This is a genomic window from Hyphococcus sp. (genome assembly GCF_965267305.1).
Lineage (GTDB): Bacteria > Pseudomonadota > Alphaproteobacteria > Caulobacterales > Parvularculaceae > Hyphococcus.
In genome coordinates this window covers 105949-126726 of sequence record NZ_OZ253945.1, presented here as the reverse complement: position 1 = coordinate 126726, position 20778 = coordinate 105949, and the positions used below count along the sequence as shown (strand labels likewise).

At 61.6% G+C, this 20778-nt stretch carries 16 protein-coding genes and 1 riboswitch; of the genes, 6 read left to right on the top strand and 10 right to left on the bottom strand.

Features of this window, described 5'->3' with window-relative positions; all coding sequences use genetic code 11:
• Nucleotides 1-87 precede the first annotated feature (87 nt).
• A riboswitch (FMN riboswitch) is annotated at nt 88-256 on the top strand.
• Between the two features lie 171 nt (nt 257-427).
• Both ACQY5P_RS00590 and ACQY5P_RS00585 read left to right on the top strand, forming a co-directional pair.
• On the top strand, nt 428-2827 hold the full coding sequence (locus ACQY5P_RS00590; RefSeq protein ID WP_428408892.1) for a TonB-dependent siderophore receptor: 2400 nt from the start codon (nt 428-430) through the stop codon (nt 2825-2827).
• Nucleotides 2828-2835: 8 nt separating this feature from the next.
• Nucleotides 2836-4047, top strand: a complete 1212-nt coding sequence (locus ACQY5P_RS00585; RefSeq protein ID WP_428408891.1) for an MFS transporter — start codon at nt 2836-2838, stop codon at nt 4045-4047.
• Between the two features lie 58 nt (nt 4048-4105).
• On the opposite strand, the gene ACQY5P_RS00580 is transcribed toward ACQY5P_RS00585, so the two are convergent.
• The 3 genes from ACQY5P_RS00580 to ACQY5P_RS00570 all read right to left on the bottom strand — a co-directional run bounded on the left by ACQY5P_RS00580 (nt 4106) and on the right by ACQY5P_RS00570 (nt 10035).
• A complete protein-coding gene (locus ACQY5P_RS00580) occupies nt 4106-7408 on the bottom strand; it encodes a TonB-dependent receptor (RefSeq protein ID WP_428408890.1) in 3303 nt (1100 codons plus the stop codon).
• 288 nt (nt 7409-7696) lie between these two features.
• Nucleotides 7697-9460: an arginine--tRNA ligase gene (argS, locus tag ACQY5P_RS00575; RefSeq protein WP_428408889.1), complete on the bottom strand. Its 1764-nt coding sequence runs from the start codon at nt 9458-9460 to the stop codon at nt 7697-7699.
• Nucleotides 9457-10035, bottom strand: a complete 579-nt coding sequence (locus tag ACQY5P_RS00570) for a hypothetical protein (protein ID WP_428408888.1) — start codon at nt 10033-10035, stop codon at nt 9457-9459. Before ACQY5P_RS00570 ends, argS begins: the two co-directional genes overlap by 4 nt.
• A 192-nt stretch (nt 10036-10227) precedes the next feature.
• Here ACQY5P_RS00570 and ispH point away from each other — a divergent pair, with 192 nt between their 5' ends.
• Together ispH and rnhA are read left to right on the top strand one after the other, a co-directional pair.
• The gene (gene ispH, locus ACQY5P_RS00565) at nt 10228-11187 is read left to right on the top strand and encodes a 4-hydroxy-3-methylbut-2-enyl diphosphate reductase (protein WP_428408887.1); all 960 of its coding nucleotides are present in this window, start codon (nt 10228-10230) and stop codon (nt 11185-11187) included.
• A 24-nt stretch (nt 11188-11211) separates the two neighbouring features.
• A complete protein-coding gene (gene rnhA, locus ACQY5P_RS00560; RefSeq protein ID WP_428408886.1) occupies nt 11212-11640 on the top strand; it encodes a ribonuclease HI in 429 nt (142 codons plus the stop codon).
• A 15-nt stretch (nt 11641-11655) separates the two neighbouring features.
• Here the strand turns inward: rnhA and ACQY5P_RS00555 are convergent, their stop codons facing one another.
• Nucleotides 11656-12138, bottom strand: a complete 483-nt coding sequence (locus ACQY5P_RS00555) for a peroxiredoxin (protein WP_428408885.1) — start codon at nt 12136-12138, stop codon at nt 11656-11658.
• Nucleotides 12139-12251: 113 nt separating this feature from the next.
• Here ACQY5P_RS00555 and ACQY5P_RS00550 point away from each other — a divergent pair, with 113 nt between their 5' ends.
• Nucleotides 12252-12878, top strand: coding sequence for a YqgE/AlgH family protein (locus ACQY5P_RS00550; protein WP_428408884.1), 627 nt, complete (start codon nt 12252-12254; stop codon nt 12876-12878).
• Nucleotides 12879-12894: 16 nt separating this feature from the next.
• Here ACQY5P_RS00550 and ACQY5P_RS00545 read toward each other — a convergent pair whose 3' ends face one another.
• The 5 genes from ACQY5P_RS00545 to ACQY5P_RS00525 form a co-directional block, all read right to left on the bottom strand.
• Nucleotides 12895-15027, bottom strand: a complete 2133-nt coding sequence (locus ACQY5P_RS00545) for an EAL domain-containing protein (RefSeq protein WP_428408883.1) — start codon at nt 15025-15027, stop codon at nt 12895-12897.
• Nucleotides 15028-15279: 252 nt separating this feature from the next.
• A complete protein-coding gene (locus ACQY5P_RS00540) occupies nt 15280-15885 on the bottom strand; it encodes a GNAT family N-acetyltransferase (protein ID WP_428408882.1) in 606 nt (201 codons plus the stop codon).
• Between the two features lie 59 nt (nt 15886-15944).
• Nucleotides 15945-17195 carry a M16 family metallopeptidase gene (locus tag ACQY5P_RS00535; protein WP_428408881.1) on the bottom strand — a complete coding sequence of 417 codons (1251 nt, stop codon included), beginning with the start codon at nt 17193-17195 and terminating at the stop codon, nt 15945-15947.
• Nucleotides 17195-18595 (bottom strand): threonine synthase, encoded by a 1401-nt coding sequence (gene thrC, locus ACQY5P_RS00530; protein ID WP_428408880.1) that lies wholly within the window; start codon nt 18593-18595, stop codon nt 17195-17197. Before thrC ends, ACQY5P_RS00535 begins: the two co-directional genes overlap by 1 nt.
• A 71-nt stretch (nt 18596-18666) precedes the next feature.
• Nucleotides 18667-19701, bottom strand: a complete 1035-nt coding sequence (locus tag ACQY5P_RS00525; RefSeq protein WP_428408879.1) for an SMP-30/gluconolactonase/LRE family protein — start codon at nt 19699-19701, stop codon at nt 18667-18669.
• Nucleotides 19702-19918: 217 nt separating this feature from the next.
• On the opposite strand from ACQY5P_RS00525, the gene rpmE reads away from it, so the two are divergent.
• A complete protein-coding gene (gene rpmE, locus ACQY5P_RS00520) occupies nt 19919-20143 on the top strand; it encodes a 50S ribosomal protein L31 (RefSeq protein ID WP_428408878.1) in 225 nt (74 codons plus the stop codon).
• 73 nt (nt 20144-20216) lie between these two features.
• Here the strand turns inward: rpmE and ACQY5P_RS00515 are convergent, their stop codons facing one another.
• Nucleotides 20217-20723 (bottom strand): DUF1465 family protein, encoded by a 507-nt coding sequence (locus ACQY5P_RS00515; protein WP_428408877.1) that lies wholly within the window; start codon nt 20721-20723, stop codon nt 20217-20219.
• Nucleotides 20724-20778 lie beyond the last annotated feature (55 nt).

Sequence of the window (20778 nt, the reverse complement as noted above, 5' to 3'; positions counted from 1 at the left end):
GGTCTCCTGACTATCCTCAGTGTTCCAAAAGATTGCCGCCCGGCGGCATTGGCCCTATATAGGCGCCTGCGGAGCGATCCGCGACATAGAAATCTTCGGGGCGGGGTGAAAGTCCCCACCGGCGGTAATGCGAAGGATTAGTACCTTCGACGAGCCCGCGAGCCGAGGCGAAACGGCCTTTTGAGCCATACGCCAGAGCAGGATTCCGGTGAGAGCCCGGAGCCGACGGTCACAGTCCGGATGAGAGAAGATTGACGCTGAAAGGATGGCGCTCTCCTCGCGAGAGATGGTGCGCCCACCTTTTGAGCATGCATGCAGGCGGATTCCGTCCTGCGGCATCGCATATGCGTTGATGCGGGCTTTCGCCCGTTTTCCCTCCTCATCCCCGATTCCGGAATTGCGCGTCTCTCGCGCAGGGGATGATTCGATGCGTAAGACGAGTTTGATTGTTTCGCTCTTTATGGCCACAGGCGCGGCCTGGGCGCAGGACGCGGCGGAGCCGCCGATCAGGGATGAGATTATTGTCTTCGCCGATCCGCTGGAACTCGTTGAACTCGACGCGAGCCGCGCGGTCATGGGGCTTGACCTTTCCTACGCCGAGGCGCCGCGGACCGTGAACGTCATCTCCGATGCGCTGATCGACCGGTTTTCCATTGAGACCGTGGACGATCTCGCCGCCTTCGCGCCAGGAACCTTCACGGGCAGTTTCTTCGGCGTGCCAGGGTCGGTGAGCTTGCGGGGCAATCGCGCCGACACCTATTTCAAGGGCTTCAAGCGTGTCGAAAACCCCGGCACCTTTCCGACGCCGCTCGGCGCATCGGAGCGCATTGAGATCGTCAAGGGACCGACGCCGGCGATCTACGGCGCCGGGCGCGTCGGCGGTTTCCTCAACATCACGCCATTGACAGCGCGCACCGCGAAAGACGTAAAAGCCGAAGGTCATCTTCTCGCAATCGAAGGAACCCTCGGCTCCTATGACAAGCGCATCCTTCGCGGCGACGCCGGGTTCGCCTTCGATCTCGGCGGCCGCGACGCAGGCGTTTACGCCCATGCCGAATACGAAAATTCCGACAGCTTCTATCGCGGCATCTCGCCGGAGCGCACGCTCGTGCAGTCCGCCTTCACGCTGTCCGACGACAACTTCGAAGCGGAGATCGGCGGCGCATGGTTCAACTCCAGCGGTTATAAACAAACCATCGGCTGGAACCGCGTCACGCAGGATCTGATCGACAACAGAACCTACATCACCGGTCGCGACACCGACCTCGCCGATCTCAACAGCGACGGCAAGCTGACGCCTGACGAAGTCGACGCCGCTGTCGGGACCTTCTTCGGAACCTCGAACATTCGTCAGCTTGTCGACTTCGGCGTTTTCCCCTCACCCGCATTCGCGCTGGATGAGGGCATAGGAACAGGGACCCTTTCTCCGCGCACTGTTTATGTCGCCGACGAAGATATCGCCGATGCGGAAACCGTCACCGCCTATGCGGATCTGGCATGGACCCTCGGCGAGGACACGCTGCGGCTGCAGGCGTTTTACGACTCCATGGATAGCGATCTTTATGTCAGCTACGGCTTCGCGGCGGAATATGTTGCCGATGTTTATGAATTGCGCGGGAGCTATTCATTTGGCGTCGGCGCCGGTCCGGTAACGCTGGACGCACTCGTGGGCGCGTCCTACCGTTCTTACGACAACGAGACGCGCCAGACTTTTCTGTCAGGCTATCTCGCCGTCGACCGTCGCGACCTGACCGTCGGGCCTACGGGAAGCGATATTTTCGACGATCCGTTCTCGCAGGAGCCGAACGGCATTGGCTGGGACACCGACCTCTCTTCCAAGACGACCGATCTCGCTTTTTTCATCGCCAGCGACATCGCGTTTTACGAACGCTTGCACTTTCTTGCGAGTTTGCGCCTTGACCGTTTCACGGCATCATCCATCAACACGGGAAACACGATCTTCAACCCGGCGCTGGGTTTCGTGCGCTTTAAAGACAGCGAATTCCAGCCGAGTTATGAGCTGTCCCTGCGCTATGATGCGACAGATACGCTTTCATTTTATGCGACCTATGCGGAGAACAACGCGCTCGAAACCAATGACGGCGGGGGGATCGAGGTCGATCGTATCGATCAGCAGAATTTCGTGGCTGATTCCAAACTCTACGAAGCCGGCCTGAAAATTTCCCGCCGCGATCTCGCAGGATCGCTCGCCATCTACCGCCAGACCCGACAGCGCTCCGATCCGTTCGGCAATCTCGACGAAGAAACCTCCAAAGGCGTCGAGGCGGAATTAAAATATCTTCTGTCCGACGCCTTCTCCCTCAACGGCGCCGTCACCTGGCAGGAGACGAGCATCGGCGCGCCGGGCGCCTGCGGTTCCGGCAATGGCGAGTTTGTGGTCATTCCGCCGCGCCGCGCCGGTCTTGCGCCCGCCAATGGTTATGGCGGCCTCTTTGCAGCGCTCAATGCGTCCTGTCTCGCCGAGCTTCAGGACGGCTACGCGCGCAACACCTCGCCCGAATGGCTTGCTTCCGGCTTCGTGACGTATACAGGACCAGAGACTTCTCTGGGCGCATTCGGCGCATCGCTCGGTGCGGTTTATGTGGGCGAGACCGGCGGCAAGATCGATAACGCCATCATGCTGCCCGACTATGTGCTGGCCAAGGCGGCGCTGTTTTACGAATTCGAAAATCTCTCGATCATCGCCAATGTCGATAACCTTTTCGACAAGCGGCACTTCATTCCGGTGCAGAATGTCTATGAGGAAGTCGGCGTCTTGCCGGGCCGCGGGCGCGAATTCACTATCACCCTAAGAGCGAAATTCTAGGAGCCCCCATGTTCGTTTCAGCGCGGGCGGCGGGCCTGTTTCTCGTCCTCAGCCTTATCTTCTTTCATATCACGGCATCGACCTTCGCCTCGCTGGGCGTGGTTCTGCCCGCCATGATCGCGGAGTTGCAGTGGAGCTGGACCGAAGCCGGCTTCGGCTTCACGGCGCTTGCGCTGTTTACGGGCCTCTTCAGCCCAGTGGCGGCGGAAAGCCTGAAGCGGCTCGGGCTTCGCGGCAATTACGCAGCGGGCGGCGCCGCCATGGCGGCGGGCTTCGCCATGCTCGCCGCGACGCACGGCCTTTACGCTTACCTTGTGGCGACTTCGCTCCTTGGCGCCGGCTTCGCTCTCCTCGCTAACGTGCCGAGCACCTTCGTCATTGCACAGACGGTCTCAGCGCGGCGGCGCAATTTCATGATCGGCGCCTATCTCGCGGCGGGCGGCGCGGGCGGCGTCGCCGGCCCTCTGATCGCCCACGCCCTGATCGAAAGCGGCGGCGACTGGCGTGAATACTGGCGCCTCGCCATGGCGTTGATGCTGGCGCTCAGCGCAGCGCTCATCATTTTCGCCGACAGCCGGTTCCTGAAATCCTCACCTGAAGACGCAAACGCCGCCGCGCCCGAAGCCGACAAGATGGCGCCGCGGGAATGGACGTTAAAGGAAGCGCTGCGCTCTCCCGCCTTTTATCTCATCGGCGGCGCGCTGATGGCCGCCTATTTCTGCGGCGTCTCGGTGTCGAGCTGGGCGGTGACGCATCTTACCGGGCTCGGGCTCTCCGCCGGCTTCGCCAGCGCCATGCTGAGCCTCCACGCTGCGTCCAACGCTTTCGCCCGCGCCGCTGGCGGCGTCGCCGTGAAAGCGGTTCGCGCGCGGCATCTCCTGATTATAGGGCTCGGCGCTGAGGCCATCGGCATGCTCGCGCTTTCTTTCGCGTCAACGAGCAGCCTCGCCATTATCTTCGCGCTTTTTGAAGGCTTCGCCTTCGGCATGATCCTTTTTGCGACGACGGTTCTCGCCATCGAATATTTCGGGCTGAAAAACTCGCCCGCCATTCTCGGCGCCATGAACCTCTTCGCCACCTTCGCCATGCTGGGACCGACGCTCACAGGCCTGACGGGCGATATCTTCGGGAGCTTCTCTCCAGTGTTCATTGTCTACGGTCTCGGCGCAGCAACGCTCGCCGCTGTGGGGCTTTTCATTCGCAATCCGAACGAAGACTAGCAGGCAAAGAAAAAGGCGGGCCGAAGCCCGCCTTTCCCCACCATATCCCTTTCGGGAACTAGAAGTCGAGACGAACGCCGACGCGGATCTTGTAGACCGAGTCAGCCAGGTCCGCGAACGAGGTCGGCTGTTCCGCGTAGGAGTTGAAGCGGTAGAGGCAGTCCCCTTCATTGACACAGGTCGTCGCCGGAGCGTTGCCCGTCAACGCGGTTGCGCCGTCAATGCCGTTCATCGCAACGTCGTCCGCAGCGACGAGGTCAGCGGTGACGATGGCTTGGGTGTCAAAGCCCGGCGCATCGTAACGCGTGCCCCACTTGTCGTTGATGAGGTTCGCGACGTTGAAGATGTCGACGACAAGCTTCAGGTTGTTTTGGTCAAGACGCTTCCAGCCGAAATTGGCGAAGGGAAGATCCTGCTGGAAGCGGAAGCTCCACAGCTGGTTCCATTGGCCGCGACGGTCGTTTTTGGCGATGATTGCGCCCTGCTCATAGCCTTGCTCGCTCACAAAGCCTTCGAAGGCGTTTCCGTCAAAGCCGGAACCGAACACAACGCCCGCGTCAGTCGACATGCCGCCCGACATGGTCGGGATGTAAAGCAGGTCGTTATCAAACGGCGATTCGAAGTTGCCGGCCCGCCCGAACAGCGAGTTCGACGACGAAATGTTGAAGGTGTAGCTGAACGGATCGCCCGACTGGATCGAACCGAACAGGTCAAGACGCGTGATCAGGTCGCCGAAGAACGCATTTTCATAGCCAAGATTGATATTAAACGCGTGCTTTGTTTCAAATGGCGCCGTTCCCACTTCCGGATTGTTCCGGTCGAAGGTCACAAGCGAGCGCCAGTTGGAGACGGCCCGAGAGGACGTGCCCGGCGTCACGCTGGTGACATCCTGATAAGCGTAGGACGCATCAAAGTTGAAGCCGTTATCATAATTCTTCGCCAACGCGACGGAGAAGATGTGGCTGCGGCCGCCGCTGATATTGCCAAGCTCAACCGCGTTATTAACGCCGAGGACCTGCAGATCAGCGTAGATCGGACGCCCGTCCGGCGCGACGCCTTGAGCGAGACCAAGATCGGTTTGTGCGATGTTCCGCCAGACAAAGTCGTCCTTGATCTTGGAGTAGAGATACTGAACCGTGATCTGATAATCAGAACCAAGATTGACAGAACCGAAATCAAGATCGAAGCCCTGGGTCAGGCGGACGGAGCCCTTCCACTGCGACGGAATTTTGAAATCCGGCGCAATCGTGTCGATGAAGGTTGGCGTGGTCGGATCGGACGCGGCCACCGCATCGATCAAGGACGCCGGGATCGTGCCAGGCGTTACGCCGTCAAACGTTCCGCTGACCGCAAAAATCTGCGGCTGGAACGCGTTCGACACCCAGACTTGCGGGTTGCCGCCAGAGAAGAGACCAAAACCGCCGGAGATCGACGTGCGGTCAAGCGGCTCATAGTTGAAGCCGAAACGCGGCTGGATGATATCCACACCATCCAGATTATCCGTGTTCGGACGGCCATAGGCTGCGACAAAGTCCTGCCGCAGCGGCGGTTCATCGCTCTGGAAGAAGCGCTCGTACCGGACGCCAAAGTTGACGGCGAAGTTCGGCGTCAATTGCCAGTCATCCTGAACGAAGAGGCTCATTTTGCTGTAGCCCCAGGTCGCAGCGGCGTCATCTTTGCTGTTGGTGATGACGTTGCGATAGGCGACGTCGACACCGGTGTTGGTGTCAAGCTCGTTCAGGCTTTCATAGATGAACGTGCCATTGGAGTCGGACAGGAACAGATTGCGCAGCTCATAGTTTTCATACTCGCCGCCAAACGTCGTCGAGTGATCCTGCCAATCATAGGTGCCGGAAGCAAAGATCTGCAGACGGTTGTCGTCGAATTCGTTGCCGTGACGGAAACGGTCGCAGCCGGCGATGAAGACCTGGTCGCCGAAGATCACGGGATCGATAAGGCCTGCAAAGGCCGGATCCATGGCGACATCGGCGCCCGCTAGCTCAAGCTGGATTTCGCTGAAGTCGTTGCCCGCGTTGCAATCCTGACCGCGAACGTTGTCTTTGTAGCCGACGCGGAGCGCCGTCGAGAAATTGTCGGTCCAGTCGGAGTAGATGCCGCCGGAATAGGTGTCGAGATCCTGCGGCGTGTCATACCAGGCCGAGGTGAAGCTCGTCGCAGAAACCGACGTGCCCGTTTCGCGGGTGCGCTGGTAGCTGGCTTCGAGACGGTGATCGTCGGTGATGTTCCAGTCGATCTTACCGAGGAACCGCTTTGTGGAGTTCGGCAGGGATGTGGAGCCCGGACGTCCGCCCGGCTCGAACCCGGTGGCCGCAGCAATTCGGTCGTTCAACGTGCTGTAAAACGCATCCGGGTCAAGGATGCCGTCCTGTTCGTCCGCGCCAGCGAAGTTCGCCGGAGACGCGGATTTGAAGTTCTCGTAGCTCGCAAAGAAGAACAGTTTGTCCTTGATGATCGGACCGCCGAGGCTGAGGCCCCATTCACGCTCTTTGAATTCCGGCGCCGGAACGACCGTGCCGTCGGAGAGTTCGCCAAGGAAGTTCTGGCCGGAACGGAACCAGTAGCCCGAACCGTGGAACTCGTTCGTGCCCGACTTGGTGACGACGTTGATGAGGCCGCCCTGGAAGCCGCTTGATTCGACGTCGTAGCTCGAGGCAACGACGGACGCGGATTCAATCGATTCCAGCGAAATCGGCGAACGCGCCGTCGGGTAGATCGAGGAAGACAGGCCGAAATCGTCGCCCTGAAGCACGCCGTCGAGCGCCAGCGCGTTATAGCGCGGGTTGACGCCTGCGATGGAGATTTCGCCGACGCCGGCGCCGCGGTTGACAAGCGGATCGCGGACCAGCGTGTCGACGACGTCGCGGCTGACGGAGGGTTGGTTGCTGATGTCGCGAGCGTTGAAAGCGGAGCCCGCGCCGTTGTTCAGGTCAATTGTGGCGCTGCGCGTGCCGACAACAACGATCGTGTCAGCGGTCGATGCGCGCTGCAAATCGATGACGACGCGCTGCGGGCTGCCCGGCTCAAGATAAACGCCTTCGACAATCTGCGGCTCATAGCCCGGCGCCGTAACGGTAATGGTGTAAGGGCCGCCGACGCGCAGGCCGGTTTCGAAGAACGTGCCGTTGCCGGAGGTGGTCGCCGACGACGCCGTGCCGGACGGGCCATGCACGATGGAGACGGCGGCGCCGGAAAGCGGCGAGCCGTCATTGCCGATTACCGTGCCGCGAATGCCCGCGTCGGTTTGCTGCGCCAAGACCGGCGTCGGCGCGACGACGGTCGCGAATGCGGTCGTGATGGCGACCGCCGCCACGCCGGCGGAGAGCGATTTCATTAGCTTCATGTTGATATATTCCCCAAGCTGGAACTGATTGACCGCAACCCCAATTGCGCGGTGCAAAATACTCGACAGGCCCTAGTCACCTTAGGTGACAAACATGTGACAGGAAGTCCCCGTTTTCCTTAAACTTGTGCGACCTATTGGCGACAATCAGGAACGCGCCAGATTGTGGAAAAAATTGCGTGGATTCACGCGAGCTTATCGCTGCGTTATGATCTCTTCACGGAATATTCCGCTAAGCATTTTTTAAAATAGGGCCGCAAGTGTGTGCGAAGTGCAACAGATGGCGCGCTACATCCGCTCGGGCGCAGAAAAGCCCAGTAATGAAAGTATAAGATCGAGCTGACCGCCCGCCGCAGAAGCAAGGGTGAGCCGCGAGCCCCTTGCGGCGGCGTCAGGCTCATCGACAATCCGGCAGGCTGCGTAGAATTTCGAGAACGCCTGCGCCAGCGTGAACGCATGATCGCATAAAAGATGCGGCAGGCGCCGTTCGTAAGCGTCCTTCAGCGCGTCCGCGAAGCCAAGCAGGGTCAGGGCGAGATCTGTTTCCTCTGGGGCCGCGAGCCTCACAGGCCCTGCCTCGCCGGCGCCGGCAGCTTTCGCCTTGGCGACGACGGACCGCACACGCACGCTGGCATAGAGCAGATAAGGCCCGGTCTTGCCCTCAAAGGCCATGAAGCGGTCGAGATCGAAGATGTAGTCGCTGGTGCGCGGATTGGAGAGATCGGCAAATTTCAGGGCCGCGACGCCCACCTGGCGCGCCACCTCCTCCGTTTCCGCCGCGCTGTAGCCCTCAGCGAAACCGTTTTCCACAAGTCGCTCGCGGGCGCGGGTCGTCACCATGTCGATGAAATCGCGCAGTTTCAGCGTGCCGCCCTCGCGTGTCTTGAAGGGCTTGCCGTCCTTGCCGTTCATGGTCCCGAACCAGAGATGCTCGAGCCGCGCTTCGTCGAAATAGCCGGCCTTGTCGACCGCGCGGAACACCTGTTCGAAATGCAGGCGCTGGCGCGCATCCACCACATAAAGCATGCGGTCGGGATCGAGCGTGCGCTTGCGGTCGACAATCGTGGCGATGTCCGTCGCGTGATAGCCCACAGCCCCCTCGGAGTTGAGGAAGATGATCGGCGGCATCTCTTTCTTGTCATCCTCGCGCGCGATCCGGATGATCTGCGCGCCGTCGGACTCTTCGAGGACGCCGCGCATCTTGAGGTCTTCCGTGAGCTCCGGGATCAGCGGGTCGGCGTCCGCCTCCCCCTTCCAGAGATCGAACTCCACGTCGAGATCGGCGTAATCGCGCTTCATGGCGTTGACGGAAAGATCGACGAAATGCCTCCACAAAGCGCGGTAGCCAGGTCGCCCGTCCTGCAACTCCTTGGTCGCCTTACGGGCGATGTCGGCACGGGCGGGATCCGCCTTGCAGGCGGCCGAGGCCGCCGGATACATTTCCTCCAGATCGGCGAGGCTGATGGGCGGGTCTTCTGGAAACGGCCCTTTGGCGCTTGCGTCGAAATAAACGAGACCCGGCTGGCGCAATTGCAGCTCGGAAATGAGCTGGCCCATCTGCAGGCCCCAGTCGCCAAGATGAACATCGCCGGTCACCTTGTCTCCGGCGAAACGCATGATGCGCTTCAGGCTCTCGCCGATAATCGCCGCACGCAAATGGCCCACATGCAGGGGCTTGGCGACGTTCGGCCCGCCATAATCGATGACGATTTTTTCCGGCGCCGGATGCGTCCAGCCGCCGAAGCGGGGGTCCGCCGCCAGCGCATCGAGCCGCGAGGAGAGGAAATCGCTTGTGAGCTTGAGATTGATGAAGCCCGGGCCCGCGACCGTGACTTCTGCAAACTCCGGACGCGCCGACAGTTTATCGGCAATGGCGCCGGCGATCTCGCGCGGATTTTTCTTGGCGGCCTTGGCCGCAGCGAGCGCGCCGTTGCACTGGAACTGCGCAAGATCGGGCCGGTCGGCGGGTTTCACCACGCCCAGCGCATGATCGAGCCCTTCGGCGGCGAAAACCTCGCCGACGATCGCCGACAATTCGTCTTTCAAGGTCATTGCAGTTCGGGAAATTTCAGGCTCTTGCCGGACCGGTTATAGATCGCCTGCTGCGGCGTTACAGAAAATCCGACAATGATTTCAAAATTGACGCCGGAAATCGTATCGTTGGCGCGCGGGATCACCACCTCGTCAATGTCGATGCGGGCTGTCTCCACCGGCTGGTCCCCAAAGCTCACCTCAACCGGAAACTCCTTTTTGGCGATGACTTCAGCGTTCTTGCGGGTCACGGCCACGAAATAGGTGAAGGCTTTTTTGCCGGACGCGCCCTTGGGTCCCTTGCCGAAAGCGAGATCGACGGTGACGCCGGCTTTGATCGGCTCGTCCTCGAAATACCGGCAAGTGGAGGTGACGTCCACAATCTCGCCGGAATAGGCGACGTTTTCCGCAGCCTGCTCGCCTTCGAATTCGATGAAGCGCGCAGCGTCCTGGAGGACCACGATATTCGGGCATGGGGCCGGGTTCGCTTCACGGGCGGCTCGGCGCTCCCGGGCCTCGTCGCTGGCGCACCCCGCCAAGGCGAATACGGCCGGGGCGAGTGCGGCGAAAAGCGCGGCGGCGGAGCGTTTGTTCATCGGCCAAAACCCTTATATCAAAACACAAATCCGCCTTGAGACGGCCTTTGGAGAACCCCACATCCGTCGCAAGGAGGCCCCTTAAGCAGGGCAGCCTCTCGTAGCCCCTCGCTGCTGACGGCGCAATGTCCCAAATGGCGGCGTGAGGCGAGCAAGACGTGAAGCGCCCCAGATAAAGGACCGGCGAGCCCAGTGCCCAGAAACGACAATGCGAAAAAACCGCCGCTGACCGTCCGGCTCGCCTCGCCCCGGGGCTTTTGCGCCGGCGTGGAGCGGGCGATTCGCACCGTCGAAGAGGCCCTCGCCCTTCATGGCGCGCCGGTCTTTGTGCGCCACGAGATCGTTCACAACACCCATGTGGTGGCGCGCCTCTCCGCCATGGGCGCGGTCTTCGTGGAAGACCTCGGCGGCGTGCCGACAGACCGGCCGGTGGTTTTCTCCGCCCATGGCGCCCCGAGAACCGCTCATGAGGATGCGGCGTCGCGCAAGCTTATGAAGATTGACGCCACCTGCCCCCTCGTTCTCAAGGTCCATTCCCAAATCCGCCGCCATGTCAGCGCCGGCCGAAAGGTCATACTGATTGGCCATCGCAATCATCCCGAAGTGATCGGCTCTATGGGCCAGGCGCCGGAGGGCGCGGTCATTCTCGTGGAGACGCTCGACAACATCGCTGCGCTGCCGGACTTTGCGGGCCCCCTCGCCTATTCCACGCAGACGACCCTCTCCGTCGATGAAACCAAAGACATGATCGCGGCGCTGAAGGCCCGCTTTCCGGAGATCGCCGGCCCCGCCAGGGAAGACATCTGCTACGCAACCTCCAACCGGCAGGAAGCGGTAAAGGCCGCCGCAAAAACCTGCGATCTTTTCGTCGTGATCGGCTCGCCGACCTCGTCCAATTCCGTTCGGCTTGTGGAAACCGCGAAAGCCGCGGGCGCCGCCGATGCGCTGCTTTTGGAGGACGCAGAGAGGTTCGACTGGACCCTGCTGAACGGGGTCAACACGATTGGCCTCAGCGCCGGCGCCTCGGCGCCGGAAACTCTTGTAGAGGCGTTCTTGACCGCGCTGGCGGCGCGCCGCAATTTGCGCATCGACCACATCGAAACCGCGCGCGAAGACGTGGTCTTCAACACCCCGCACCGTCTCGCAAGCTAAAAGCCTCGCCTGTCAGGAAACCTCATGATTGAAATTTACACGGACGGCGCCTGCCTCGGCAATCCGGGGCCCGGCGGCTGGGGCGTTCTCATCATCGAAGACGGAAAACGTCGCGAACTCGATGGCGGCGAAGCGGAGACGACCAACAATCGCATGGAAATGCTGGCCGCGATCCGCGCGCTCGAAGCAACGCCGAAAGGTGCGAGGATCGTCCTTCACACCGACAGCCAGTATGTGAAGAACGGCATTACGAGCTGGATCAAGGGCTGGAAACGCAACGGCTGGAAGAACGCTTCAAAACAGCCGGTCAAAAACAAGGACCTTTGGGAAGCGCTCGACACGCTCGCCGCCGAACGCAATATCGACTGGCGTTGGGTGAAGGGTCACGCGGGCCATGCCGAAAACGAACGCGTCGACGACCTCGCCAGAAAAGCGGCGCAGACTTTCGTCTGACGCCGCGAAAGTTTCTTAAAGCTGGCCCAGCATATGGTCAGCGCTGGAGACGTCAAACGCGCCCGGCGCTTCGACATTCAGGTGTTTGACAACGCCGTTTTCGAGGACGGCGGAAAAACGCTGCGAGCGCTCGCCCATGCCGAAGCCTTTCCCGTCCATGGTGAGGCCCAGGGCGCGGGCGAAATCGCCATTGCCGTCGGCCATCATCACAACCTTGTCGCCGGTGTTCTGGTTCTTGCCCCAGGCGCCCATGACAAACGCGTCGTTCACAGACATGCAGACGATCTTGTCGACCCCTTTACCCTTCAAGTCTTCGGCCTTCTCGACGAAGCCGGGAAGGTGTTTCGCCGAGCAGGTCGGCGTGAATGCGCCGGGTACGGAGAATAGGGCGACCTTGCCCTTGCCGAGAAGCTCGGCCGTCTGGGCCGCCTGCGGGCCTTCGCCCGTCGCCACCATGACTTTCACATCAGGAATTTTGTCGCCAACTGAAATGGTCATTTTTAACTCTCCTTTTCTTGAATTCGCAGGGGTTTTAGGCCTCGCCGGCGTGTTCGTCCACCGCCAAAGGAGGCCCTTGCATCACTGCTGCGCGAGTCCTACCTTCTTGAGTCATGGGTAAAAAGTCATCCGTTCCGGCGCATAAGATCAGAGACTTTCTCGGCGGCCAGATGCTGATCGCCATGCCCAATATGGGCGACCCCCGTTTTGAGCGCTCCGTCATCTTTCTTTGCGCTCATGACGAGGATCATGCCATGGGCGTCATCGTCAACAAGCCGCTGGACGATATCGGCCTATCGGAGCTGTTGCAGCAGCTTGAGATCGCGCCCCAGGAAGATGCCGACGAAACGCCGGTGTTCTTCGGCGGCCCGGTGCAGACCGAGCGCGGGCTGGTTTTGCACACGCTCGATTACAAGCTCGACACCACGCTGGCGCTCGATGAAAAGCTGGGACTGACGGCGAGCCGCGACATCCTCATCGACATCGCCGGCGCAAAGCCGGAGCGGCCGGCGCCGCGGCGTTTCCTTCTCGCCATCGGTCACGCCGGCTGGGGCGCGGGACAGCTCGAAAAAGAAATCGCGCAGAACGCCTGGGCGCATTGCGAACCGGATGAAGAGATGATCTTCAGCGGCGCGGACGAACCTTTATGGAACCGCGCGCTGGCGAAGCTCGGCGTCACCACGGCCATGCTTTCGCCGGAATGGGCGTCCGTGCGCGACGAAGACCAGCCGCTGAATTAGGTTCTTTTTCTGGCGATTACCGCAGGTCGCGTTCGCCGCCCCACAACCGCCAGCGGCGCGGCTGCGGCTCGTCGTCATCGCCGCCCGCGAAGGACGGTTCAAGCACTGGCTGTTCTTGCTCTTCCTCGGCATCCCCTGTTTCCGTCAGCACAAGCTCTTCGGGCGTTTCTTCCGCCTCCGCGCTTAGAGACGTTTTCGCCTCATGCTTGGCGACGGGCTTCGCCTCGTCTTCGGCTGCGTCTCTTGGCGTTTCAACGGGGGCGGCTTCAATAGCGACCGGCTTGCCGAAGGCATAACCCTGTCCATAGGCGCAGCCCATCTGCCGGGCTTTTGCGGAGGCGGCTTTGGATTCAACGCCCTCGACGATCACCTTGAGACCGAGATCCTTGCCGAGCCCGACAAGGGACGCGACGATCTTCGCTCCGTCGCCGCCTGAGTCGAGGTCGCTGGTGAACGATTTGTCGATCTTGAGGTAGTCGAAATCGTATTTCCTGAGATTGGAAAGGCAGGTGAAGCCCGCGCCGAAATCGTCGAAGGCGAGCGCCACGCCGCTATCCTTGAATTTCCGGAAAACATCGCCTGCAAGCTTGGCGTCGGAAACGGCGTCTGCTTCGGTCAACTCAAGCACCAGCGCCTTTTTCGGCAGATCGTATTTCGAGACCGCCTCGCGCACCGCCTCTAGGAAGGCCGGCTCGCGCATCTGCCCCCAGGAGACGTTCATGGCGACGAAGAGATCCTTGCGCTTTTCCTTTTTCAAGGCGTCGGCGAGGAAGGCCGCGGCCTGATCCAGCATGGTCGCGGCGAGCGCCCCGCCCTGCCCGATGCGCTCGGCGGCGCGCACGAAACGCTCCGGCCCCTCTTCGGCGCCCGCTTCCTGCCCGCGCCAGCGCGCAAGCGCCTCGTAACCGGCGATCCTTTCGCTATCGAGGGACACGATGGGCTGGAACGCCGCAACAATATCGCCATTAGCGAGGGCGGCGGAAAGTTTCGCCGTCATCGGGTCGGTCGCGGACGGCACAATCGCCGCTTCGGTCGCAGCGCGCAGACGCGCTTCGTTGACGCCATTGCCGGTCAGCGCCGCATTTTCCACGAACGCGACAAGCCGTTCGATTTCGCCGGATTCCTCATTCGCCGCCCGCGCGCCGCGCATGCGGATGATGCGTCCGTCGAAGAGTTTCAGGGACACATCGAAAGGGCCGTCCACCGGCGCCAGAAGCTCGCCGTCGAAGCGGGCGGCGTCATCGGGATGAATGAAATTGCGCAGCGCGTCCGGCGTGAACGGCGCGTTGGAATCGGCGCCGAGCAGCGCCGGCAGTGATTCGGTCTGATCGATCGCGTCGCGGCTCCAGTCCCAGATCCCGACGCCGGAATAATCGAGGACCCGGGCGATCTGGCTGTCGAGAACGATCTCGGCGCGCTCGCGCTGGCTGCGCACTTCGCGATGACGCGACGGCGCCTCATGGGACGTGCGGATGCCGAAATCCATATTGGCGGGCCCTGCCATCTGCGACGCGCCGGTTTCGGTGAGCGCCACGATGCTGGCCGCGAGAATGCCAAGGGTGAAGAGCCCGTGCGACGCGAAGGCCGCGACCCCCGAGCCTTCCGCCGCAAACATCCCGAGTAGCGGCGCGGCAGCGGCCAGCAGCACGCCGGGGAGAACGAGCCGCGCGCCTGAATCGCCGCGAAGCGCCTGGGTCAGCGACAGAACCACCGCAAAACCGCCGACGCCGATCAGCGCCCAGCGCATCATCGGCGCAAGGTCGATGCGGTCGAAAAAGTTGATAACGCCCATGCCGCCGATGACCAGCGCCACGGTGAACATGACGCCGCCGAGAAGCGGATTATACCGCGCCGCGCCGATGGAGGCGGAAAGGAAGACAATGGCGGCGGCGGCGAAGAGCGCCTGCATCATCACGCCGGCCTCAGCGGGCAGCGAGGTCATGAAGCCGAGCCAGGAGAATTCGAGCGCCGCGGCCCCGGCCACCATCAGAAGCGCGCAGACCGCAAGGCCGCTCCGGCGGATCGCCGCATAACCGGCGAGAAAAGCCATGGCGACGATAAAGGCGCCCGCCACTGCGCCGCGCATCAATTCGGCCTGCGCGAGCCCTTGAAAACCCTCAGACAACCCGAAAACGCCCACTGTCATCATAATAAATTCGCCCCGAGCCCCTCGACTAAAGCCACAACGCCGCAAAATGCGGCCAGGATACTCTTACCCCACAAGAAACGGGCCAAAACGCCTCGCCAATCCAGGATTGGCCGCAATTTTAACGCCCGCCTCAAGCACTGCCTGAAACAGCGCTTCGCCCTTCGCTTATCTTCACGCGAGCGTGACAGTATCGCAAGGGGCGGTCCCGGCCTTAAGGATAATTTTTCACTCTATTCGCCGCAAAAATCCCGATTAGGACAGGCTTGACAGCGCCTCGCGGTAGTCGGCGGCGGTGACGGCGTAAATCTGATGATCGCGCCACACGCCGTTGATCCTTAAGTAATCGCGGGCAAGCCCCTCGCAGGCGAATCCGTTGCGCTCGAGCAGCTTTTGCGACGCAATATTCCCAGGCTGGCACGCCGCGACGATGCGGTTGAGGCCAAGCCGTTCAAAGGCATGCGCTTTCATCGCGGCGACCGCCGCCCCGCCATAACCCCGGCGGATGAAAGGCGCGCCAATCCAATAGCCGAGCATCCCCGAGCGCGCCGCGCCAAAGCGGATATTGGTGAGCGTCGCCCCGCCGACGAGCGCATTGTCGTCGATCCGGAAAACGAGGAGCGAGAGTCCCGCCCCGCGGCGCGCATCGCGGTCATAGGTGCGAAGCCGCCGCTTGAACGACGACAGCGTCGCCTGTTCCGGGGACCAGCTCTCCTCCCATTCCGTCAGATGCGTCCGGCTTTTCTCCCGCAAGGCGAGCCAGGCCGGATAGTCAGCTGCGGTTCCGGGACGCAGCATCACCGGGTCATGAACCAGCACCGGGTTGAAAGCAGGATTGGACGGCTCGGCAGCGAACAGCATGCGTGCTTTATAGCTTGAACCACACCTTTGGGGAGAGCCCCGGCTTGCTTAGCCGATGCTCAGGACAGGCTAAATATCGCTTGGACACCATCCGCCTTGCACGGGCCCACAATGGAAATGGCGCAAGGCCCTTCAAGCGCACGTTTCGCGCAGCGCTGCATGTCGGCGATCGTCACGGCGTCGATGCGGGCGAGGATTTCGTCGGCGTCCATCAGCCTGCCGAAGGTATAGAGCTGGCCCGAGGCCGCCTCGATGCGGTTCGCCGGGCTTTCAAGCCCCATCATCAGCGACGACCGCAGCAACGCCTTGCCGCGCGCGATTTCCTCGTCGGTCATCGCCCCCGAAGTCGCTTCCATTTCATCGCGGATGATTTTCGCAGCCTCGGCAATGTGCTTCGCTTCGGCGTTCACATAAGCGCCGAGAAGGCCCGACTGTTCGAAGCCGTCGGCGAAGGCGTAGACGGAATAGGCGAGCCCGCGATCTTCGCGAATTTTTTGGAAGAGTCGCGAGGACATGCCGCCGCCGAGAACATCCGCATAAAGCCGTGTGGCGAAGAAATCTTCATCGCCTGACGCGACGCCCGGGAAAGCAACCGCGAGGTGCGTCTGCTCGATCTTGCGCGCGTCGTGAAGCAGGCCGCCGGCAAACTCAGGGGCTATACGCGCAGGTCCCGCGCCGTCGGCGGCGAAACCGGCGAACAGAGTATCCGCAATTTTGAGCAGAGCGTCATCATCCACCGCGCCGGACGCGGCCACGATCATGTCTTCGGGACGATAACAACGCGCCATGAACCCGCGAAGGCTTGAGGGCGTCTGCGCGCGCACGCTCTCGGGCGTGCCGAGAATTGGACGGCCCAGGGGATGCGCGTCCCACGCCGCTTCCGTTAGCTTTTCGAACACCACATCGTCGGGCGTGTCGGCGGCCTCGCCGATTTCCTGAACGACGACTTCGTGTTCCTTTTCAAGCTCGGTTTCGTCGAACAGCGGATTGGCGAGAATGTCGGAAAGAATGTCCGCCCCCAGCGCCAGATCGTCTTTCATGATCCGCGCATAATAGCCCGTGCGCTGATGGCTGGTCGCCGCATTGAGGTAGCCGCCGACGCCCTCGATCTCTTCAGCGATGGCAAGCGCCGAACGCGTCTTCGTTCCCTTAAACGCCATATGTTCGAGAAGATGCGCAACGCCATGCTCTTCTCGCGTTTCATCAACAGAACCGGCTTTCACCCAGACGCCAAGCGCGACGGTTTTGAGGCCCGGCATGGGATCGGCGATCACGCGCACGCCGTTTTTCAACGTGTGAATGTTTGCCATCAGTTTGCAAACGCGGCGTTGATAAGAGATTTGACGGCGTCCTCTTCGGCAGGCGCGCGCTCCATCTTTTCCGGGCGGTCGAAAAGATCGGCGTAGAAATCGGGGAGCGCTGGCGTCTCGCCCGTCGCCTGCTCCACCGCTTCCGGGAATTTCGCCGGATGCGCGGTCGAGAGCGTCACGATCTTGCCTTTAAGGGCGCCCATCTGACGAAGCCGGATTGCAGCAGCACGGCCCACTGCGGTATGCGGATCAATGAGCGCGCTTGTCTCTTTATAATGGCGCGCGATCTCGGCGAGGGTTTCCTCCATGGAGACGGCGTCGGAAACGAAGTCTGCGCGTATTGCCGCCAGCGTTTCCTCGTCGATCTTCATGCCTTTGTTCGCCGCAAACCCTTCCATGGCCTCGCGCAAAGCGTTCGCATCTCGGCCTTTTGCTTCGAACAGAAGGCGTTCGAAATTGCTCGCCACCTGAATATCCATGGAGGGCGACGCCGTGGGCTTCACCGACGCCGGCGTATAATCCCCGTGAGTAATGGCGCGGTGGAGTATGTCGTTGGCGTTGGCGGCGACGCCAAGCTTCGCAATGGGCAATCCCATTTGCTTCGCCGCATAGCCCGCGAAGACGTCGCCGAAATTGCCCGTCGGCACGACAAAATTAATGGCTTCATCACCTTCCGCGCTCTGCGCCCAGGCGGTGAAGTAATAAACCGTCTGTGCGGCGAGTCGCGCCCAGTTGATGGAGTTAACGCCGGAGAGCCGCACGTCGCGCACGAACGCCTCGTCGGCGAAAAGGGTTTTCACAATCGCCTGGCAGTCGTCGAACGAACCCTTGACCGCGATGTTCATGACATTGGGCGCGATCACAGACGTCATCATCCGCTGCTGTACCGCAGAGACGCGGCCTTCCGGGTGCAGCACCACGACATTGACGCGTGAGCATGACTTCAACGCCTCAATCGCCGCCGACCCTGTGTCGCCTGACGTCGCCGCGATGATGGTCAGCCTCCGGTCGCGGCGTTCGAGCGCCGCATCGAAAAGGCGCCCGAGGATTTGCATCGCGAAATCCTTGAAGGCGAGCGTCGGCCCGTGAAAGAGCTCCAGCATCCAGTCTTCGGGACCGAGTTTCACCAGCGGGGCGACGCGATCGTCCGTGAACGTCCCATAGGCGTCCGCAGTCATCGCGGCGAGGTCTTCTTTCGAGAAGCTGTCTCCCGCGAACAGAGACAGGATTTCCGCCGCGGCCTGCGCATAGGGCATAGCCCCGATGCGGCGCGCTTCTTCCGGCGACAACTGCGGCCAGCTTTCGGGCATGTATAAGCCGCCGTCAGGCGCAAGGCCCGCTAACAGGGCCCCTTCAAAATCGACGGCCGGGCAAGCCCCTCTGGTGGAGATGTATTTCATGCGGGGGTTCTAGAGCGCATTCAGAAAAGTGGAAACCGGTTTTCGGATAAAATGCGCGGTAAACAAAAGACTTATCGGGCCGCCGGGGGCAATTCGCAGAAGAGGAATTTTTCCTCGTAAAGCGCGCCGATGAGGAGTTTGTTCCTAACCCGCGCCGCCACTGTCGCAGCGGACTGTTCCGCACCGTCATTGCGATAGACCGTGTGGGCGCCGCCTTCAGGATCCACTCTGAGGACTTCGGAAGGCGCCGTCGCGTCCGCATCCCGGGCGAGACGCGGCACGGCGAGCGGCTTTGGCAGCGCCCCCACCCAGATGGCGCCCGATGCGTCCATGTTGATATTGTCCGGTGAGGCGCCGAGAGGGATCGTCTCCGCGAGCGCGAGGGCGCCGGTTTCCGGATTGCGGTCAAACAGCTTCAATGCGTTGCCGGACGTTTCCGCGACATAGAGTTTGAGGCCGTCTGGCGAGAGAGCAAGCCCGTTGGCGAAGCGCAGGTCTTCGGCGGCGACACGCCAGGCATCGCCGTCCATATAGAAAATCTCGCCGGAGCTGAGCCCCATCAGGAAATGGAGATTGCCGATGATCGCATTGCGTCCGGGCCGCACATCATTGGTCACATAGAACTGGCGCGGCCCCACAGCGGCGACATTGTTGGGGCTGGTCAGGCGCTGTTCCCGGAAGGTTTCGAGATGAATGAGATCGCCGTTTTCGGCGACGTCATAGAGCTCCACCGCCTTCGCCGCTTCGTTCACCACGAAAAGGCGACGCGTCTCCCCGTCGTCATAGTAATCGAGCCCATAGGGGCGGAAGGCTTGAGGGAGCCCGCCGGTGCGGTCGCGGAAACCCGCGGCCGAGAGGGGGTCGTCGACATCAAACACATGGACAGCGCCGCGGGCGCCTTTCTCCCGCCTATCGAGGGAGGAGATGAAGGCGCGGGCCCCGGCTTCATCGACTTCGATATCCTCTGGGCCGGCGATGCCCCTTACCGGCGCGCATCGCGCGAGCGCCACCGGCTCAAGAGAGGAAAACTGGTTGAAAGCGTTAAGGCGCCAAGCCGCCGCCCCGCTTGCCCCCAGGAAAATCAGCACAATCAACCAGAAACGCATCACCAGGGGGCCAGATCAGAAAGCGGAAACAGGGATTTAGGGCCGTTAAGCCCTTACAAAACCATAACATTGCGCCTGCGAACAGACCAGAGCGGGGTTTCAACCAAGTTTCGTCGCGATTCCCGGGATTTGGGGGCTTGCGAAGGGCCCGCACCCCGCGTATATGCCCCGCTCTCATTTAAGCTTCAGCCGTTTGCCGCCCAGAGGACCCGCCGTCATGAAAAAAGACATCCATCCGGATTACCACACGATCAAAATCGTGATGACCGACGGCACCTCCTACGAGACCCGCTCCACTTATGGCGAGCCGGGCGCGACGCTGAACCTCGACATTGACCCGACCTCGCACCCGGCCTGGACCGGCGGTCCGCAGAAAGTCGGCGAGCGCGGCCGCGTGTCGAAATTCAACCAGAAATTCGGCTCCTTCGGCCTGAAGAAATAACCGGCGCTCCTCGCGCTGAAACGAGAAGCGGGCCAAACGGCCCGCTTTTTTGTTGCCCGCCATCATGGTCGATTTAACGGCCGCCAAAGGCTTTCAGGAGCGCTCGCTGCTGAGCCGCGGCGTCGTTCTTCGGATCGGCGCTTTTTTCTTGGATGAAAAGTTCACCGTCGAGACGGCTGATCCGGCTGTAAAGCTGATGGGCCGCATCGATGAGGCCGACGAGCCGCTCCGGCAGCCCTTCAGTCTTGAATTTGACGGAGGCCGCCTCTGATGGCGTCAGCCGGTATTTGGCCTCGCTTGCCTCGCCCAGCACCATCTCGCCCTCGCGCACAGCGCGCAGGACCAACAGCCAGGAGGCGATCTGCATCAATTGGGTCGTCAGCCGCATGGAGGCGCCGGCATAGGCGAGCGCCACATCCCGCGAGAGCTGTTTCGATGCGTCGCGTCCCTCGCCGTCGAGATAGTTCGCGGTCTCCTCGACCAGCGCCATCCCCTCCCGGAAGGTGCGCGCAAACACCTCCGACTGCACGAAACTCTCCGCGCCGCCCGCCCCGGCTTCTTCAGAGTCTTGAAAGCCCATAATTCTCATTCGTTCCTCTACCCTTAAGATGCCGCCCCTGAAGGCGGCTGACAAG

Coding starts and splice junctions, on each gene's coding strand:
- ACQY5P_RS00590 (WP_428408892.1), top strand. CDS start 428: ATGCGTAAGACGAGTTTGATTGTTTCGCTCTTTATGGCCACAGGCGCG.
- ACQY5P_RS00585 (WP_428408891.1), top strand. CDS start 2,836: ATGTTCGTTTCAGCGCGGGCGGCGGGCCTGTTTCTCGTCCTCAGCCTT.
- ACQY5P_RS00580 (WP_428408890.1), bottom strand. CDS start 7,408: ATGAAGCTAATGAAATCGCTCTCCGCCGGCGTGGCGGCGGTCGCCATC.
- argS (WP_428408889.1), bottom strand. CDS start 9,460: ATGACCTTGAAAGACGAATTGTCGGCGATCGTCGGCGAGGTTTTCGCC.
- ACQY5P_RS00570 (WP_428408888.1), bottom strand. CDS start 10,035: ATGAACAAACGCTCCGCCGCCGCGCTTTTCGCCGCACTCGCCCCGGCC.
- rnhA (WP_428408886.1), top strand. CDS start 11,212: ATGATTGAAATTTACACGGACGGCGCCTGCCTCGGCAATCCGGGGCCC.
- ACQY5P_RS00555 (WP_428408885.1), bottom strand. CDS start 12,138: ATGACCATTTCAGTTGGCGACAAAATTCCTGATGTGAAAGTCATGGTG.
- ACQY5P_RS00550 (WP_428408884.1), top strand. CDS start 12,252: ATGGGTAAAAAGTCATCCGTTCCGGCGCATAAGATCAGAGACTTTCTC.
- ACQY5P_RS00545 (WP_428408883.1), bottom strand. CDS start 15,027: ATGATGACAGTGGGCGTTTTCGGGTTGTCTGAGGGTTTTCAAGGGCTC.
- ACQY5P_RS00540 (WP_428408882.1), bottom strand. CDS start 15,885: ATGCTGTTCGCTGCCGAGCCGTCCAATCCTGCTTTCAACCCGGTGCTG.
- ACQY5P_RS00535 (WP_428408881.1), bottom strand. CDS start 17,195: ATGGCAAACATTCACACGTTGAAAAACGGCGTGCGCGTGATCGCCGAT.
- thrC (WP_428408880.1), bottom strand. CDS start 18,595: ATGAAATACATCTCCACCAGAGGGGCTTGCCCGGCCGTCGATTTTGAA.
- ACQY5P_RS00525 (WP_428408879.1), bottom strand. CDS start 19,701: ATGCGTTTCTGGTTGATTGTGCTGATTTTCCTGGGGGCAAGCGGGGCG.
- rpmE (WP_428408878.1), top strand. CDS start 19,919: ATGAAAAAAGACATCCATCCGGATTACCACACGATCAAAATCGTGATG.
- ACQY5P_RS00515 (WP_428408877.1), bottom strand. CDS start 20,723: ATGGGCTTTCAAGACTCTGAAGAAGCCGGGGCGGGCGGCGCGGAGAGT.